Annotated in this window: 17 protein-coding genes and 1 pseudogene; all 18 read right to left on the reverse strand. The window is 40.3% G+C overall.

The genetic code is table 11. From position 1 onward, the window contains the following. Positions 1 to 93: 93 nt before the first annotated feature. Positions 94 to 1,614, reverse strand: a pseudogene (locus OCV99_RS06445) (AAA family ATPase); the annotation flags it as partial. 38 nt (positions 1,615 to 1,652) lie between these two features. After that, positions 1,653 to 3,380 (reverse strand): MobQ family relaxase, encoded by a 1,728-nt coding sequence (gene mobQ, locus OCV99_RS06450; RefSeq protein ID WP_148872499.1) that lies wholly within the window; start codon positions 3,378 to 3,380, stop codon positions 1,653 to 1,655. Continuing rightward, positions 3,380 to 3,745, reverse strand: coding sequence for a DUF3847 domain-containing protein (locus tag OCV99_RS06455; RefSeq protein WP_055282090.1), 366 nt, complete (start codon positions 3,743 to 3,745; stop codon positions 3,380 to 3,382). Before OCV99_RS06455 ends, mobQ begins: the two co-directional genes overlap by 1 nt. A gap of 336 nt (positions 3,746 to 4,081) precedes the next feature. Beyond that, entirely contained in the window at positions 4,082 to 4,282 is a 201-nt protein-coding gene (locus OCV99_RS06460; RefSeq protein WP_055282092.1) for a helix-turn-helix domain-containing protein, read from the reverse strand. 41 nt (positions 4,283 to 4,323) lie between these two features. Next, complete coding sequence (locus OCV99_RS06465; protein WP_148872503.1) at positions 4,324 to 4,734, reverse strand: single-stranded DNA-binding protein; 411 nt, start codon at positions 4,732 to 4,734, stop codon at positions 4,324 to 4,326. 770 nt (positions 4,735 to 5,504) lie between these two features. After that, positions 5,505 to 7,028 carry a transposase gene (locus OCV99_RS06470; RefSeq protein ID WP_055297391.1) on the reverse strand — a complete coding sequence of 508 codons (1,524 nt, stop codon included), beginning with the start codon at positions 7,026 to 7,028 and terminating at the stop codon, positions 5,505 to 5,507. 157 nt (positions 7,029 to 7,185) lie between these two features. Then, positions 7,186 to 7,716, reverse strand: coding sequence for a type IIL restriction-modification enzyme MmeI (locus OCV99_RS06475; protein WP_055282097.1), 531 nt, complete (start codon positions 7,714 to 7,716; stop codon positions 7,186 to 7,188). A 171-nt stretch (positions 7,717 to 7,887) separates the two neighbouring features. Further along, complete coding sequence (locus tag OCV99_RS06480) at positions 7,888 to 8,385, reverse strand: hypothetical protein (protein ID WP_055282100.1); 498 nt, start codon at positions 8,383 to 8,385, stop codon at positions 7,888 to 7,890. Between the two features lie 4 nt (positions 8,386 to 8,389). After that, positions 8,390 to 9,436 carry a sensor histidine kinase gene (locus OCV99_RS06485; RefSeq protein WP_055282102.1) on the reverse strand — a complete coding sequence of 349 codons (1,047 nt, stop codon included), beginning with the start codon at positions 9,434 to 9,436 and terminating at the stop codon, positions 8,390 to 8,392. After that, on the reverse strand, positions 9,433 to 10,116 hold the full coding sequence (locus tag OCV99_RS06490; protein ID WP_226838039.1) for a response regulator transcription factor: 684 nt from the start codon (positions 10,114 to 10,116) through the stop codon (positions 9,433 to 9,435). The genes OCV99_RS06485 and OCV99_RS06490 overlap by 4 nt, the downstream gene beginning before the upstream one ends. Before the next feature lie 28 nt (positions 10,117 to 10,144). Next, entirely contained in the window at positions 10,145 to 12,295 is a 2,151-nt protein-coding gene (locus OCV99_RS06495; protein WP_055282104.1) for an ABC transporter permease, read from the reverse strand. Then, complete coding sequence (locus OCV99_RS06500) at positions 12,285 to 13,067, reverse strand: ABC transporter ATP-binding protein (protein WP_055282106.1); 783 nt, start codon at positions 13,065 to 13,067, stop codon at positions 12,285 to 12,287. Before OCV99_RS06500 ends, OCV99_RS06495 begins: the two co-directional genes overlap by 11 nt. A gap of 312 nt (positions 13,068 to 13,379) precedes the next feature. Continuing rightward, entirely contained in the window at positions 13,380 to 13,565 is a 186-nt protein-coding gene (locus OCV99_RS06505; protein ID WP_055282109.1) for a hypothetical protein, read from the reverse strand. A 31-nt stretch (positions 13,566 to 13,596) separates the two neighbouring features. Then, positions 13,597 to 13,773, reverse strand: a complete 177-nt coding sequence (locus tag OCV99_RS06510) for a hypothetical protein (RefSeq protein ID WP_172679858.1) — start codon at positions 13,771 to 13,773, stop codon at positions 13,597 to 13,599. A 9-nt stretch (positions 13,774 to 13,782) separates the two neighbouring features. After that, entirely contained in the window at positions 13,783 to 14,166 is a 384-nt protein-coding gene (locus OCV99_RS06515) for a TnpV protein (RefSeq protein WP_055282232.1), read from the reverse strand. Positions 14,167 to 14,180: 14 nt separating this feature from the next. Beyond that, positions 14,181 to 14,408 (reverse strand): DUF6462 family protein, encoded by a 228-nt coding sequence (locus OCV99_RS06520; protein ID WP_055282111.1) that lies wholly within the window; start codon positions 14,406 to 14,408, stop codon positions 14,181 to 14,183. Beyond that, positions 14,398 to 14,667, reverse strand: a complete 270-nt coding sequence (locus OCV99_RS06525; protein WP_055282113.1) for a DUF6462 family protein — start codon at positions 14,665 to 14,667, stop codon at positions 14,398 to 14,400. The genes OCV99_RS06520 and OCV99_RS06525 overlap by 11 nt, the downstream gene beginning before the upstream one ends. A 289-nt stretch (positions 14,668 to 14,956) precedes the next feature. Further along, positions 14,957 to 16,888: a lysine--tRNA ligase gene (gene lysS, locus OCV99_RS06530; RefSeq protein WP_158369290.1), complete on the reverse strand. Its 1,932-nt coding sequence runs from the start codon at positions 16,886 to 16,888 to the stop codon at positions 14,957 to 14,959. Between the last annotated feature and the right edge of the window lie 30 nt (positions 16,889 to 16,918).

Genomic DNA, 16,918 nt, shown 5'->3' on the forward strand with positions numbered 1-16,918 from the left:
ACACCGCCAAAAGCTAATATATCTGCAATTTTCAAGGTTCCGATGGAGCCATTTTTTCAGCTCCATTTTTTCATAGACTACTTTACACTACCTGGTTGGATCTTTTCTTACTTTTCCGATGAAAATCAAGCTTCGCACTGCTGCCATAATATCAATAGAACCAAGTCCTCGATAAGTGCTCTGTGTTCCGGAAGATTTATTCAGATGTCCGATCAGCACAATGGCACATCCGGTCTTCTCGGCAATCATTCCCAGTTTTCGGAACACCGGACGCACTTCATTTGCCCGGTTCATATCCACATCTGCTCCAATAAATGCCTGTACCGGATCAATGATTACAAGCCGCACTCGATTCTGTCTGACTGCTTTTTCAATTCGATCATCAGATAGGGTTAATGCTTCTTCCGTATCATCAATTACCATAACCCGGCTCAGATCTGCTCCTGCTTCTATCAGTCTTGGCTTGATAGTGTCACCCATACCGTCCTCTGCTGTCTGATAAATTACATTGAACGGTTCAATATCTTCCATATTAGGAAATAACTTTCGATTGGTACAAGCTGCCGTCAGCATCATTGCAAAATAAGTTTTTCCTTCTCCCGGATTGCCCTGAATGATTGTCAGTTTTCCAAATGGAATATAAGGAAACCACAACCACTCCACACTGGTCTGCTTAATATCTTCATAACATAACATCGGCACCAGTTCTTCTGCTTCTGGTACTTTTATTGTGATTGTTTCTGCGATTGCTTTCTTTCTGTCAGTATTTTTATCACAGAGGATTTCATTCCAGTCTTTTCGCGATGGTTTCAGACGAATTACACTGTATCCTTCTGAGATTTCTCCTGCCAGTTTCTCACAAGCCTCATTCCCTGCCTGGTCATTATCCAGGCACAGGAAAACAGAAGTAATCTGAGGGCGTTCAGAAAGAAAGGTCATCAGTGCCACACTGGAGACTCCACCCAGACTCAGGTAGCTGCGTTTCTTCCAGTCTTTGGGAAACAACTGAATAAAAGAGAGCAGATCAATGGCTGCTTCAAACACAAACAACTGATTATCCGTTCCTCTGTGGCAAAATCCAAAAGCTTTATCAGAACCGGCTACATCTCCACGATATTTCATTTCACCAGTTCCACGGCAATGTGCATATCTTGGAATACCATCTGCATCTCTGCCGATAAATACAACATTATGATGCTTCTTTTCTTCGTAAATATCTCCTCTGACAATCCATTCCATCACCAGATTTTTCTCAAGCTCTCTGCTTTCTGTCAGATACTTTACAATCATTTCATTATCTTTATTTTTCTCCGGTAATCGGAAGTCTTTTGACGGGGCGGGGCAGGACTTCTGCCTGCCTTCGCCTTCTTCCCCGATCAGCATTTTCACTGCTTCCGGGAATGTTGCATAATAAAATTCCATTACAAAATCTACCGGATAACCTCCTTTACTCTGACTATGCCGATACCATCGGTTTCCGGATATCGTTACACTGTCATGCTTTTTCCAACGGTATTCTCTGCCACTTTTTACCAACTGTTCTCCCTGTTCGTTCAGGAAAGAAACAAGATCGGTCTGGTTTGCTCTTGCAATCTGTTCTTCTGTATACTGCATTTTCATCATCCTTTCCTATCTGTCCTGTTGACAGACTGTTATAAACTCATCTCATGGTTCCGTTTTTCCCTCACTGCCTGTTGTTTTGCATCACGCTCTGCACACTCTTTCTTCTTTTCATCCAATTTTCTCAGAAGAGAAGTCTTCTTTTCTGGCTTCTTCTCCTGCTGATTCACCGGCTGTTGCTCTGCTTTACCGCTTTCTTCAAAAATATCTTCCGTCTGAGCTGCGTGAAATGCTGGGAACTTTGTCTGCTTCTCGCTTTTTTCTTCTGAACGCCCGGAAGTATCTGCTTCTGCCATTTCCCGGTCACGTCTGGCAATATCTGCACAGGTCTGTACTTTTTTCACAAAAGCCAACTCATCTTGATATGGCTGCTTATCTGCTTTCAGCTCTTCGATCGCTGTCCGGAGTTCTTCTTTTTCCCGTTTCCATCTGGCAGTTGGCACTTTTCCATTTTTATCCAGATGCTGTTTCAGCTCCCGTTCACATTTGCGATAGTAATTGATTTCTTTCTTATGCTGCTGGTAATATTTCTCCCTTCTTTTCTGAAAATAGAAACGGTTATATTCATCAATCAATGGCTGGTTTATCTTTATTACTTCTGCCATCTTTTGTAGATTTTCCAGTTTCTTTAACTGATCTCGCTTTTCGGAAATCTCTTTTTTACTGACTGATACAACACCATTCAGTTCATCAATCCGTTCCTTCAAGTCATCCATTGTCTCTATCTGATGTGTCTGAAGATAATTGATAGACTTTGCAAACTCCTGTAAGTTGGAGAGATTCTTCCCTCTCCGTTTCATCTCCGCATAGAAATTTGGGAGCGGTAGTCTGCCCTGTGTCTTTTTATCATAATAATCTTGCAGGCTTTCCAGAAGTGTAGGGTTCTGTCTGCGATCCAGTTCTACCTTCATTTCTTCATAAGCTGTCTTCATCCACTGAATGGATTCTTTCAAAGAAATAAACATCTGATTGAACTGTCGAATAGCTCTGTTCAGTTCCCCGATGATTGTTTTAATCCCCTTTTTCTCCATCGCCCGAACTTCATATCCCTCATGTATGGTCGGAATCAAGTCAATTCCCTGCTCTTTGTAAGAACGGTGATCAATTCTGGCTGCCATGTGGCACTCCCGGAATTTTTCATTTACTTTCTCCGTCCACGCTCTTCTCCATTCCTTTAAAAGCTCCGGATCATTCCACCCGGTAGTGGAAACAGCATTGAATATATCCTTCCCTTTAGCATCTTTTATCCGGTTTCCATCTTCATCCAGAACATATTCCCGTTTCTGCTTGTTGCCCCATCTTCCATCTTCTGTAAAAGGACGGATTGGAGCAAGTACATGAAAATGTGGATTATCTGGTTCATCCTCATTCTTTGATTTTCCCTCATGAACTGCCAGATCTACAATCATGCCATGTGCTACGAACTGCTCCCGGCAAAACGCTCTTGCCAGTTCTATATTTTCATCTAGCGTCAGTTCATTTTGCAAAGCAATATCAAAAGAATAAGCTAACTGTGCCCGTTTACTTTTCTCCACCTTTTCTACCTCATTCCAGAGTGTTTCCCGATCAGTCAGACGTTCCGGCACATATTCCGGCGTCAGAATTTCTGTGAAAACTACTCCAGACTTTTTTGTATAGTCATGCGTCTGTCCATAATAATCGTTATAAAGCTTCTGCCCCGAAATATACGCTGCGGAATTAACCACTGTCTGACCTTTTCCTCTGGACACCTGCTTTACCGAAAAATGATACAATGCCATTAACTGTCATCTCCTTTTTCTGCTCTTTCAACTGCTTCTGCAATCTGCTGTTGCTCTTTGTGTAAGGCTGCTATGTAAACCTGTCGCACAATACTCTTGTTGTAACTACTGTTCTGCAACTGTTCCATAACATCCTGAACTTCTTCCTGTTCCAAATCTCTGGATAATGGAAATGCTTTTTCAAACTCTGCTCCTTTAACGATCAATCTGTGGGAACGTTCCTTTCGCTCCACTATCCTTTTCCTCTGTTCAAGAATATTTTTATTGTGGATCGCATGTTCCAGTTCCTTTTTACTTTTTTCCATGTTGGCTCTCAGTTCTTCCAATGACATGGATTCATATTTCGGATTTTTTGCTCTGCTCACTTTCCTGTCCTCCTTTTTCTGTAAACAAAAAGAACCGGTCTTCTCATAAATGCCGATTCCTGGATATAAAAAACAGAGGTCGTTGTTTCACAATAAAGAAATACTGACCTCCGCAATTTTAAAATAGATTAGTTATTACAATAGGATAGGCTTCTTGCCGCAAGGGGAAATTATCCCCTTGTACGAAATCTATGATTTCGCTATATTCCCGGATTGAAATTCTTCAAAGTCAGGAATGGCACCGCAGGTCGCACGATACAGGCAGATGTAATTGCCTGTATAGAAGTGCGCTCTTAGCTTTGCTAAGAGAATTATGCCGTATCCGGCTTGCTATCTTTAATCTGTAAATTCCATCATCTCGTCAATAGTACAATCCATTTTCTTACAAATTTTCTCGACTGTTTCCATTGATACATATTGATTTTTTCCCATCCGGGCAAGGATATTTGCACTAATCCCGGTGAGGTGTTGCATTTCTATTCGCTTCATATTTTTATCAATGAGCTGTTTCCACAATCTGTTATAACTTACACTCATAAATAACCTCCACATTTTTATTAGACAGATTTCTGCTTTTATTAGTCAAACGGATTTTCTCCATCCTTCGCTTCCATAAATCCGTCTTTATCTGTTTTCGGAGTTTCTGATGAATCTGCTCCAGCACCGCTGTCCTTGTTCTGGGCAAATTCATGTTCTTCCACAATCACATCTGTGGTATAAATCGTCTTTCCATCCTTATCCTTATAACTGCCAGTGCTGATGCGACCACCGATCACAATCCGCATTCCCTTGTGAAGATATTTCTGTGCAAACTCTGCACTCTTACCAAATGTTACACACGAAATAAAATCCGCTTCCTGTTCACCATCACGTTTATATTTTCTGTTCACTGCCAGTGTATATCTTGCTACTGCCATATCATTATCTTTTCCGGCATATTTGATCTCCGGATTCTTTGTCAGTCTTCCCATTAAAATCACTCTATTCATAGTTTTTACGTCCTTTCCGGGTATGATACCCTTTAATCATTGTTATTAGTTACTTGTTGCATCAGCGGTCTATTGTGCGTTTCCCTGTCACCTGCAGCCGTCTCAGACTGCCTCTGCCTGCATACACAGGTCACTGATCATAAGGCTTTGATCAACCGCCCATCATCGGGAGTGTCATTATGATTCCGCTTGCTTTCAGAAAAAGAAAGGTCATGGCAGAACTCCTGGTAGGCTTTCAGGGTGCACTTATCAATTGTCAAGGTTCAACAAAGGAACATTCCAAAACGTCCTCTAATTACTAAAGTCAAATGACTTTGCAAGATGCAAAAGATTCGTGATATTTTTTTACATTTTTATCATTTTTTCTTTTACTTTCGTTAGTCCCTTCATATACTCTGTATTGGGAGCGACAAAATCGGACATGATTTTGGGAAATTTTGAAAAATAATTATTCCTCTACCTATAAAGCGTTGGAAATGGTATTTACCAACCCCTTTTTGCAAGTTTTTTGTACATAAATGAAATACTTCTTCGCTAGTTGCATATTCCAGAGAACGTGAGGACATGGATTTTCTTGAAAAATCATTTTTCCACTAATCACATGTGGCAGAATGTATAAAGTCAGATGATTTTGAAAAAAAGCAAAAAAATAGGACGTGTGAAAAAACGAAAGTTTTTCATGCGTCCTTTTTCTTATAAATACAACAGTAGTTATATTTCACAAAAAAGCGTATAATCCCCCTTCCCCCATGAGAATGCCATTATGAATCCTATGCGGCAGTTGCAACTTTTTTTTGCTTGTTGTGATATTTATAAAGATTGTGTCCGATAGAAACAAGAAATACTTCAAGCAGGACGGATTTTATTCCTCTTCGCACAATTCTTTTGTACCAACGATCGTTTTTTAGGATACCAAATGTACCTTCTGCCTGAATGGATCTGTTCATCCTTAGAAGTGCTCCCTGGATACTTTCGAGATTTTTAACTACTTCCTGGTGCATCGCTGTAAGTTCACGGTTAATCCTCACAGTACGATTCTTATCCGTCTTTTTACATTGTTCTGCGTACGGACATTCAGAACAATCTTCACACTGATATACTTCTTCCTGACGACCATACTTGTTTCCCTTTACGTTTTTACGATATTGAAGATAAAATTTTTTCCCGTTTGGGCAACGCATGATTCCGTCTTCACCAATTGGAAAATTTACTGCTCGGAATGGATCTTCATGATACTTCCTGTCAGTAGTCTCTTTTTTGAACATGGTGAATTTCATATACTTTTCCATTCCATGCTGCTCACAAAAAATATAATTGTTGTAAGAACCATATCCGGCATCTGCCACTGGATACTTCGGATAAAAGCCATATGTAGTATAAAACTTGTTCATCAACGGAACAAAACAATCCATATCTGAGCGATACTGATTTACATCAACAACAGCAATGTATTCATCTGCAACACCAACCTGTACATTATAAGCCGGAAGCAGCTGGTCATTTCCCATGTAATCTGTCTTGATTCGCATAAAAGTAGCCGAATGATCTGTTTTCGAGTAGCTGTTACGATCCTCCCCACAGATTTTGATTTTTTCCATGTATTCTTCTAACTTAGCAGCATACTCCCTGAGTTTCTCATAATGCCGTTGCTGTGTAGTTTTGCGATGTCCCCTGCCATGAACAAACGCAGTTTCATCAATCTGCCAGGCTTCTGCATACTGTTCTGCAGCTCCTTTCAGATAATCTGGCGCATACTCACTATTGATACAAAGCTTTATCCCTGTACATGTCAGTTCTTCATTGATTTCCTCAAAAAGTGTAGTAATCTTATCGAAGAGACGGTATCTAGATTTTTCTGTTGATTTTTTCCATACCCAGGAATATTTATTTGCATTTGCTTCAAACTTGGATCCATCGATGTATAGGTGTTGGAGATCCACATGTTCTGTCTCGAAAATTTTTTTGTTTATGTCTTGAAATATCTCTTCAATGGAATCAGCAAGTACCTCGTTAATGAAGTAACCGAAGGTACGATAAGAAGGTGTTTGATGATCCATGAGATACATGAAGCGGAGATTGACTTTACACTGATCCTCCAGTTCACGTAATGATATATAGCCATTCGCCATAAATCCAAACAAAACTGTCTTCAGCATGCTGACCGGGTCATATCTGAGTCTTCCTGTATAATGTTGCGGAATATTTTTCAGATATTTCTCCAGTTCGATTCCTCCCATAAATCTGTCAAAAGTCAGCACTGGATCACAGATGTCCAGATAATCTTGAATTAGCATTGGCAAAATTGCCTGTTTTGGGTTAGAATAGATTATGTTATTATTTTTTGTCACAAATTAATTATAACAGAAAGAAAGACCTTGAGTTCAATATAAACTCTTGGTCTTTCTTTTTTTCGGGACTATTCTTTTTTCACAGCCCCCTTTGGGGTAATCATTATTTTTCTTTTGTCAATTTCTGATACATTCTCATTAATTCAGCAACACAGTCTGCTTCTGACATTTTAATGCTAAATCCATAAGCATGCATCACTGCTCTGTTATTTGCTTTATGTGCTTTCAGTAATTCTGTTGGCATTGTCAAAGGATCATAAAGATCTGCAAGATTGCTATCTGTATAAAGTGCTCTAGCATTCAAGATAGCCTGTGCCGTTTTTCTTATCTTTTCCTTTTGATCATTTGTTGGAGAAGGCCAAGGGAAATTATTATAAACAATCATATTAGAATAACTATAATCACTCTTTAGTCGACCACATACTGCTCTGGTCCATGCCATATGAACATTGGACATTAGTATTCCAAACTCGTAACTTGTGGCTGACGGCATTGTAAAAAGTTTATCGCCTGGAATTATTTCTCCTTCAAGATAATCCATCGGAATATATCTTCTGTTTTGCGAAGACACCTTTGGTATTGCAATATATGGCGAATACTGTGCAAGTTCTTTCCGTTGTCTTTCATCAAGCAAAAGTATCAACTTTTCTCCAATCTCTCTGCCGGATTCAGATATATCAAATACAGCTAATTTCTCATATTTTCATCTCACAATTAACCCTATATATTTGCTGTGCGACGTTTTTTTTTCTTTTGCCGTCGAGTGGCAGATGTTTTATACTATGTCACTTTCATAAAGTTCTCTTTATCCTTTATTACTTTTCTGTTTTGTCTGATTTAAAAGCAAGATAACCAAAACAGAAATAGCTATACTGCATAGAATGTATGTCCAATTCAAATATGATAGATTGATTAAATTCTGTGCTGATTGATTTTTAATGAAGTTTGTGTATGATGCGTTACTCTTAATCGCTTCCATAACTCCTAAAACATTTATCGGGCTTAAATTGTATAAGTACGCACCAAATAAATATATCGCTATTTTTTCAACAATGGACGGTATTAAAATAGCCGATGCAGAAAGCCATAATGGACATTGCTTGTGGGATTTCTGTAAATATACTGCCCCCAAAAGATATGGCAATACCGCAAGGCAACAGCCCAAAATGACAATATTCTGATGAAGCCCAAAGAGGGCGAAGAATACACGGATAAAAAGATATGTTCCAAATATAATCAACCAATCAATGAGCAAGCCTTTTATTGGTGTGCGCTCTTTTATTGTTTCGTTTTGTAACTGCATTTCATTACCTCCCAAATGGACGCTCCACTTTCGGGAACGTCAAGGTTACAGTTGTTCCACCGCAAGAATTGTTTTTTAGCTCCACCGTGATAGACAGGTCAGTTGCCATTTTCTGAACAAGGTATAACCCCATACCCGTAGAACGACTAAGGTAACTGCCCGTATCTCCAGTAAACCCCTTGTCGAAAACAAAAGGTAAGTCAGACAACGGTATGCTTGTGCCGTTGTCTTTCATAGATAAAGAAATCTGTTCATTATCCGCACTATCAGCAATGGAAAAGAGAAGTCGAGGAGCAGGATTGTTCCCCGTATATTTCACACTATTGCTGATTATCTGTCCTAAAATGAACATCAAACCTTTTTTGTCAGAAATCACTTGAGCATCGTTTTCGGTATATTCAACAGAAAATCCAGCTTCTTCAAGAAGCGTTAAATTATCTTCAACTGCTTCACGACAAATTTCAAGAATTGAAAGCGGCTCAAAAAAGTAATCCTTATGAGTAGCCCCAAGCCTTGAAAAGTATAGAATTTGTTCTATATCCTGTCGGGTATGGTCGCGTACATACAGCATACGGGTATGAACCAAAGGGGACATTTCATCTTTTCGATTGTCCAGTAGCAAGGTCATAAGGGATAGCGGCTTTTTGATTTCATGTACCCAATTTTCAATGTAGTGTTGATAATCTGTAACTGTAATTTTCTGTTCGTTGATATATTCCTGCTGCGTCCTCAAATGCTGCCCCAATTCACAGATATAAGGGCGTAATACTGCGGGAACAGCTTCACACAGTAAGTATTCGTTGGTATCGTCTGGCTCCAATAGAAAACGCCGAAAAATAGCGTCTGTCTTGTTGCGTTTTCTGATTGATATAGCAAGCGGGATAGCAAGTGTGGCAAATGATACGAAAATGATCAATGCAACATAATTGATAAAATAATCTGGATTAGCCAGCCAGGCAAGGAATATAAAGAATACGTCCAAACAGGCAAGTGTGATAATCCATACACGATTAGAGGAAATATAGGTTAAAAATATTTTTAGCTTCTTCATAATCGCACCTGCTCTTTCAAGCGGTAGCCTTGTCCGCGTACTGTTTCTATCCGTTCTTCAAGACCAAATTCACGGAGCGTTTTCCTCAATCGCGTAAAAGTTACTTGCAGCGCATTTTCGTCAATGCATTCTTCCGTTCCCCAAAGCACGTTGCACAGCTCATGTTTGGTAACAAGATTAGGGCTTTTCTTCAAAAGCGCAAGCAATATTTTTCCCTCATTGGGTGGCATGAGGGAAGAACTCTTCCCCACATAAATTGTAAAGGTGTTTGGGTCAAGTAAAAATCCGTTCCCGTCCAGTAAGCCTTGCCGTATCTGTTCCTCTTTGCGTCGTAATAAATTTTTAATGCGGGCAAGCAGGCGCTCTATATTACACGGCTTTGTTAAGTAGTCATCAGCTCCCAATCCTAATGCGTGAAGTTCGTCCTGCAATTTATCTCTTGCTGTCAATACCAACACTGTTCCAAGCTGCTTTGCTTTTAATTCTTTGCAGATTTCAAAGCCGGAATGAAATGGAAGATTTATGTCGAGTAAAACCAAATCGGGGGAATACTCTGTAATTTCCGGTATTGCGTTTTCAAAATCAAATAACGAGGCTGTTTCATACCCCGACTTTCTCAATAAATCCGTCAGTTCTTCCCGCATATAAACATCATCTTCAACTACCATAATTCGTGCCAATACGACCACCTCCTTTCACGTAAGCCTGTTATGAATTAGGCTTGTAATTTATTTTTCCGATTTCCCGTGTAGCTGTCCGCGCAACAGCCACACCGTAAATTGCCATAATAAGAACGACAGTAAATGCCATAATAATCAACAACGGATAAGATTGCCCGATCCTTGTGCTGTCAGAGTATAAATGCTGCTGCATTGCATAAAGACCAACCGTACCACTTATACAAGCCAACATTAGGGGGAGTAGAAAATACCATAAAACTTGTTTATAAATTGACCGTTTTATCTGTTCTCGCCTCGCACCCAAAATTGAGAGTGTCAAATATCTTGATTTTGTCGATTGCATTTGTGTTAGGAATTGCAAAGCAAGCAATGCACACGCGATAATCAATAGCATAAAGCCCATATATAAAGTCATGTAACTCCCGGAGATAAGATAAAATAGTTGCCGCCCGAAATTATCAAGATAGCTTTCGTAATACAGACCGGACGGCTTCAGCAAATCGCGTGCTTCCATAACGGACAGCATCAGTCCGTTTGCTTCTACAATCTCATTCGGAATACAGAAATTCCAATATACAGAACAGGTGTCCGGGTCTACATAGTTATGATATATCTCGTCGGAAACAATCAATGCGGTTACAATTTTAACATTTTCATCAGCAGTAAGTCCTTTCATCGGTACAGACGGAACAAGTGTAACTGACTTTTTGTCAATGGAAATCAACGCATTACCGCTTGTCTGTGCGTTCTCTGCAATCCTGTCTAACAGAGCAACGGTATCTTCCTGTTCATCTTCTAAAAAGTCCGGGTTGAGGTAAAAAACAGCTTCGTCATTTTCAAGATTTATTTGCTTTTCTCCTGCGGCTTCCAACAGGCGATTATATGATGAAACTGGGAGCATATAAGGAGAAACACTCCCCGTATCAATAAATCCAAGCAGATTAAGGGCTGCGGGTTGATGTGAACCAAATTCGTAACTGGCAGCTTCTTGTGTCGCAGGGTCTATTACACCCTCTGGCAAGTTTTGAACAATCTCTTTTCTTAATACAGACCAGTCAACAAAGGATTTCATTTCCCCGGAAGCAGGACGTTTCATGTTCCCTGTTTCCATACGGTTAAGATTAGCTACATAAACTCGCATTTGGTCGTCGGAAAGGTATTGCTCAACATTCTGTTCTTCGCCCATTACTGTAAAATCATAAACAGCAGAAGTTCTTGTTAATTCATTCCCATGCGACATAATAGTTGCAGAACCATTTGCAATAAACATAATGGTAAGCATCATCAGAATAGACGCAACACTAATTGAAATATATTTATAAACAACATTCTCGTGAAGCTGTCGCAAAGTAAATACATAAAGTCCATTTGTCGCTTTCCGTTTGTTAGAAGCAGCTACTATACTTAAAAGCCGGGCAATGCCTCGGATAAAAAGAATTGTTCCAACAATTCCAAGCAGGACAGCAACAAGCAGCATTACACCACCGCCAGTCATGAAGTGTTCTATGACAACCCAGTATGCAACAAGTAAAACTGCCGTACCAATTACAAGGGATAGCAAACTTCCGTGTGTGCTGCCCGTGTGTTGTTTTTTTCCCATTTCTCCATAAAGCAGTTGGTGGACTTCTTTCTTAAACAATTTTCCGCATAGTATAAACAACGCCACACATTGGATGATTAAAAATCCCAATATCGTAAAGAAAACTGCGCTTAATGAAAAACTTGATTGATGTGCAATAACACCGTGTCCGACTAAACGTGCCGTTGCAAGGCTGATAACTTCGGATAGAAAACCACCGCAGATAAGTCCACCCAAGAGGGCGACAAGTGAAGTGATAAGCCCCTCCGTCATAATTTGCGTAAATAATCGGGTCTTTGTCATACCAAACATCAAATATAATCCTAGTTCCCGGCTGCGACATTCGAGCTGATACTTATTTGCAAATACTACAAGGAAAAATACAAATAATAATGCACAAACATAGACAGTAGGTAAAAGGTTTGTAAGCAGCCGTTCCACGGCATCGCTTTCAAGGCTGCTTAAAAAGCGTATAACGTCCTGCGCTCCGAGAGAAAGCACAATGTAAAATGCCGCTACCGCCGTTACCATTGTCAGAAAGTAAATCAGATTTTCATTGCGGCTACGTTTGGAATTTCTCCATGCAAGGTTAAAGAACATTTGCGCTCCCTCCTCCCATTTGCGCCATTACCTGTAATATGCGCGCATAAAATTCTTCCCGTGTTTCTGTCGGAACTTTGCGACGCAATTCATGGAAAATAACGCCGTCCTGTATGAACAAAATGCGGGAACAGAAACTTGCTGCGTTAGGGTCATGCGTAACCATTAAAATGGTACGTCCTTGCACTTGGTTGACTTCCTGTAATTTTTCCATAAGCAACCGTGCAGCTTTTGTGTCTAATGCGCCTGTCGGCTCATCAGCCAAAATAATATCTGGATTAGAAATCAAACTACGGGCTGCGGCTACACGCTGCTTTTGACCGCCGGACATTTGCGCCGGAAACTTTGAAAGAACATCAGTAATTCCAAGAAATCCGGCTATATCATTTAGGTGCTTTTCGGCTATGGAACTATCTATATTGTGAATGGATAAGGGCAACAGAATATTTTCTCTGCCTGTCAAATTATCAAGCAAAGCAAAGTCTTGAAACAGATAACCAATTCTATTTCCACGGTATTCCGCTAACTTAGCACCGTCAAAGGCACTTATATTCGCCCCGGAGAGCAAAATTTGTCCAGAGGTAGGTTTAATGACCGTAGCAATACAATTTAATAATGTTGTTTTCCCGGAACCGCTGGCTCCCATAATTCCCAAATATTCGCCACTTAGAACATCAAAGGTAATTCCGTTTAGTGCTTTTGTGGGAACGCCCTCTTTGGAATATGCTTTGTGCAGGTCGCGTACTTCTAAAAGTTTTTTTGTATAATCCATTCTTAACACCTCTTTTTTGTTCATACTTTTTTACAATTAAAATTTTACTACACAAAGCATAAATACACCACTTACATTTGATGTAAGGTTCCTTTGTTTGAATTTCACCGCTATTCTTTATGCTGCTTTTCATCTGTCACCAGACATTCTATCTTCTACAAAATATTCACTATATATCATAGTCGGTTGACCGAGTAATAACAACACACTATTTACCATCTATCATATTTATCCGCATTAAAAAAGGACGCAGGATTTCTCCCACGTCCTCACATCTATCTGGCTTTATCTTCTCTTACTTTCGGTGCTTCCTTATGTGCCGCTTCCTGCTTCCACCGGATCATATGGTTGGTTATGATAAGTTTCAAATAATCTTCCCCACTCAATCCCACGCATTTCACTTTCCACATCACTAAATACACCAGAAATCCAGTCTATCACACTTGTAAAATATGTTTTCAATTCCTGTATGTCTGTATCATGACGGTGCTGGCTCATATATGCTTCAACATCTTCATCTACCCCTTCACTATTTTAAATATCTTCGGTAACTATCCAGAACTAAATCTGTAACACCGCTTTTATAGATTTTACGGATATCAACAATCTGTTCATCTTTCAGAAGTTTCAACCAATCCAGTAAATCTTTTCTGCTGTTTGCGAAATTGCAACATCTTCCATCAGCATATTCAATCCTGTATCTCATACGCTCCTCCTATACATATACCAATTCACTCAATACAATTTCCTGCACACGATTCTCGACATTATTACACTGTCGCACCCACTCCATAGGATTACATGCTTTTAATTCCTCTGTAACTCCCTCCGCACTTCGTATTTGTGCCTCAATCAATTCATACCGTTCCTGTGCCTGTTCATTCAGATCTGCCAGATAGCTGTCCAATTTCCCAGTCAACAGAAGATAAGAATACATACCTGATTTATAGTTTTTCATATATTCTTTTCGAAGCATTCCCCAGTACCCAATCGGTCTGGTTTCTTCCGGTAATGATAGCACTGGCAGGTAATAATCTCCTACCAACACATAATCTAATCCATTCCTGTCATCATGTAGTATTTTTCTCTGATTGCTCATGTTCTTCTCCTCCATCAAATCTTTCTCTTCTCTCTCAGATATGCTTCAAATATACTTCTTCGAATCAACACCTTTTTCCCAATTTTATATACTGCCCCTGCTTCATGTGCCATACGGACAACGGGTTTGATTCCCAGTCTGTAGTATTCGCACGCCATGTTATAGGTCACGTAATCATGGCGCATAAATTCCAGATCTTCATCATCGATTTCATCTGAAAACATCCATACATTACCGCTCATCCGTCTTCTTCTCCTTATCATTTCCTGTTGCCGGTTCATGAAAACGCTCCAGATAGTCATCAAAAATATCCCGGTTAATCAATACGGTTCCATCTATTCTGTAAATTGCACCTGCATCACTGGCGAGTTCAAAAAGTTTCTTATGAGAAATGCTGTAAATAATCTCTGCCTGTTGATAACGCAGATACTGTCGGCGTAATTTTCTAAGCTGCTCTGGTACTTCCTTCATACTTGTAATTGGTTTATAACTTTTACCCATGATGTTTTCCTCCAAAATTAGATTTGCTGTTTTACAGAAGCTGACTGCCGGGATATAACTTTCCAGGGCCGAATCATCAGACGCGCCACTGGCGCCTCTTTGATATGCAACGCAAAAAAGCACCTCTTAGATTAACTCTAAGAAGTGCTCTTACTTCATTGCCAAACCTGTGTCCTTTCACCTGAAATTCGTCATGCTTCATAACGATTCATTATTATCCCAAATTTTGTTGTCAAATTGTTGTCAAATGCGGTCTGACATCATGGTTTTAGACATTTAATATTTAATTTTAATACAGCTTTGCACCAGCCGGAATGTGGTTATCAACCATCAGAAGATGAAGTTTTTCTTCGCCCTCTTCCTCATGAATTGCACTGAGAAGCATTCCACAAGATTCAATTCCCATCATGGCTCTCGGTGGCAGGTTGGTGATTGCAATTAAGGTCTTTCCAACCAGTTCTTCCGGCTCGTAATAAGCATGAATACCGCTTAAAATCGTACGATCTGTGCCTGTTCCGTCATCCAGAGTGAACTGTAACAGCTTCTTGGATTTCTTAACTGCTTCACATGCTTTTACCTTTACAGCTCTGAAATCAGACTTGCTGAAAGTATCGAAATCAACCATTTCTTCAAATAATGGCTCAACTTTTACTTTGGAAAAATCAATCTTCTCAACTGTTTTTTCAGCCTCTGCCGGAGCTGCTTCGGAAGTCTTGGAAGCTTTCTTGTCAGCGTCCAGTGACTTCATTGTCGGGAACAGCAACACATCTCTTATCGCCGCGCTGTCTGTCAGCAGCATACACATTCTGTCAATTCCAAACCCAATCCCGCCTGTCGGAGGCATCCCAATCTCCAACGCATTCAGGAAGTCTTCATCAGTCGTATTCGCTTCTTCATTTCCCTGCGCCAACTGTTCCTCCTGATCTTTGAAACGCTCACGCTGATCGATAGGATCGTTCAGCTCTGAGTAAGCATTTGCCATCTCCCAGCCGTTCATAAAGAATTCAAAACGCTCCACATACTCCGGATTCTCCGGTTTCTTCTTGGTAAGCGGAGAGATTTCAATCGGATGGTCTGTTACAAATGTAGGCTGAATCAGATGCTCTTCTGCAAATTCTTCAAAGAACAGGCTAAGGATATCGCCTTTTTTATGTCTCTTCTCATATTCTACGTGATGTTCATCAGCAAGCGCTCTGGCCTGTTCCAAAGTCTCTACTTCATTCCAGTCTACACCTGCATATTTTTTAACCGCGTCTACCATGGTAATTCTTTCAAATGGTTTGCCAAGATCCATTTCTACGCCGTTGTAAACAATCTTTGTTGTGCCCAGCACTTCCTGTGCTACATGGCGGTACATATTCTCAGTCAGGTCCATCATTCCGTTATAATCTGTATATGCCTGATACAGTTCCATCAACGTAAATTCCGGATTATGTCTGGTATCCAGTCCTTCGTTACGGAATACACGTCCGATTTCATATACCTTCTCCAACCCGCCGACGATCAAACGCTTTAAATAAAGCTCCAGGGAAATGCGAAGCTTGAAATCTTCACCCAGTGCATTAAAATGTGTCTCAAACGGCCTTGCGGATGCTCCGCCTGCGTTGCTTACCAGCATCGGCGTCTCTACTTCCAGGAATCCCTGAGCGTCCAGGTATCTTCTGATAGAGCTGATGATATGGGAACGCTTGATAAAGGTATCTCTTACCTCTGGATTCATAATCAGATCCACATATCTCTGACGGTAACGTATATCTGTATTCGTCAGACCATGGAACTTCTCCGGGAGAATCTGCAGACTCTTAGATAACAGTTTTACGGACGACGCATGGATAGAAATCTCTCCTGTCTTGGTCTTAAATACTTCTCCTTCGATGCCAACAATGTCTCCAATATCCATTTTCTTGAAATCTTTGTATGCCTCTTCTCCAATGCTGTCTCTTGCCACATATGACTGGATATTGCCTGACTGATCCAACACGTTACAGAAAGAAGCTTTACCCATAACACGTTTCTGCATAATACGCCCGGCAACGGATACCTGTTTGCCTTCCATTTCTTCAAAATTCTCTTTGATGTCCATGGCATGGCAGCTTACGTCATATCGCATTATCTGGTATGGGTCTTTTCCATTCGCCTGAAGCTCGCTGAGCTTCTCACGGCGGACTTTCCTTAACTGATTCAAATCTGGTTCCTGTACATTCTTCTGCTGTTCAGACACTTTCTTCCACTCCTATCTTCTTTTTTCACA

Origin of the sequence: Dorea acetigenes (assembly GCF_025567385.1) — a bacterium.
GTDB lineage: Bacteria > Bacillota > Clostridia > Lachnospirales > Lachnospiraceae > Claveliimonas > Claveliimonas acetigenes.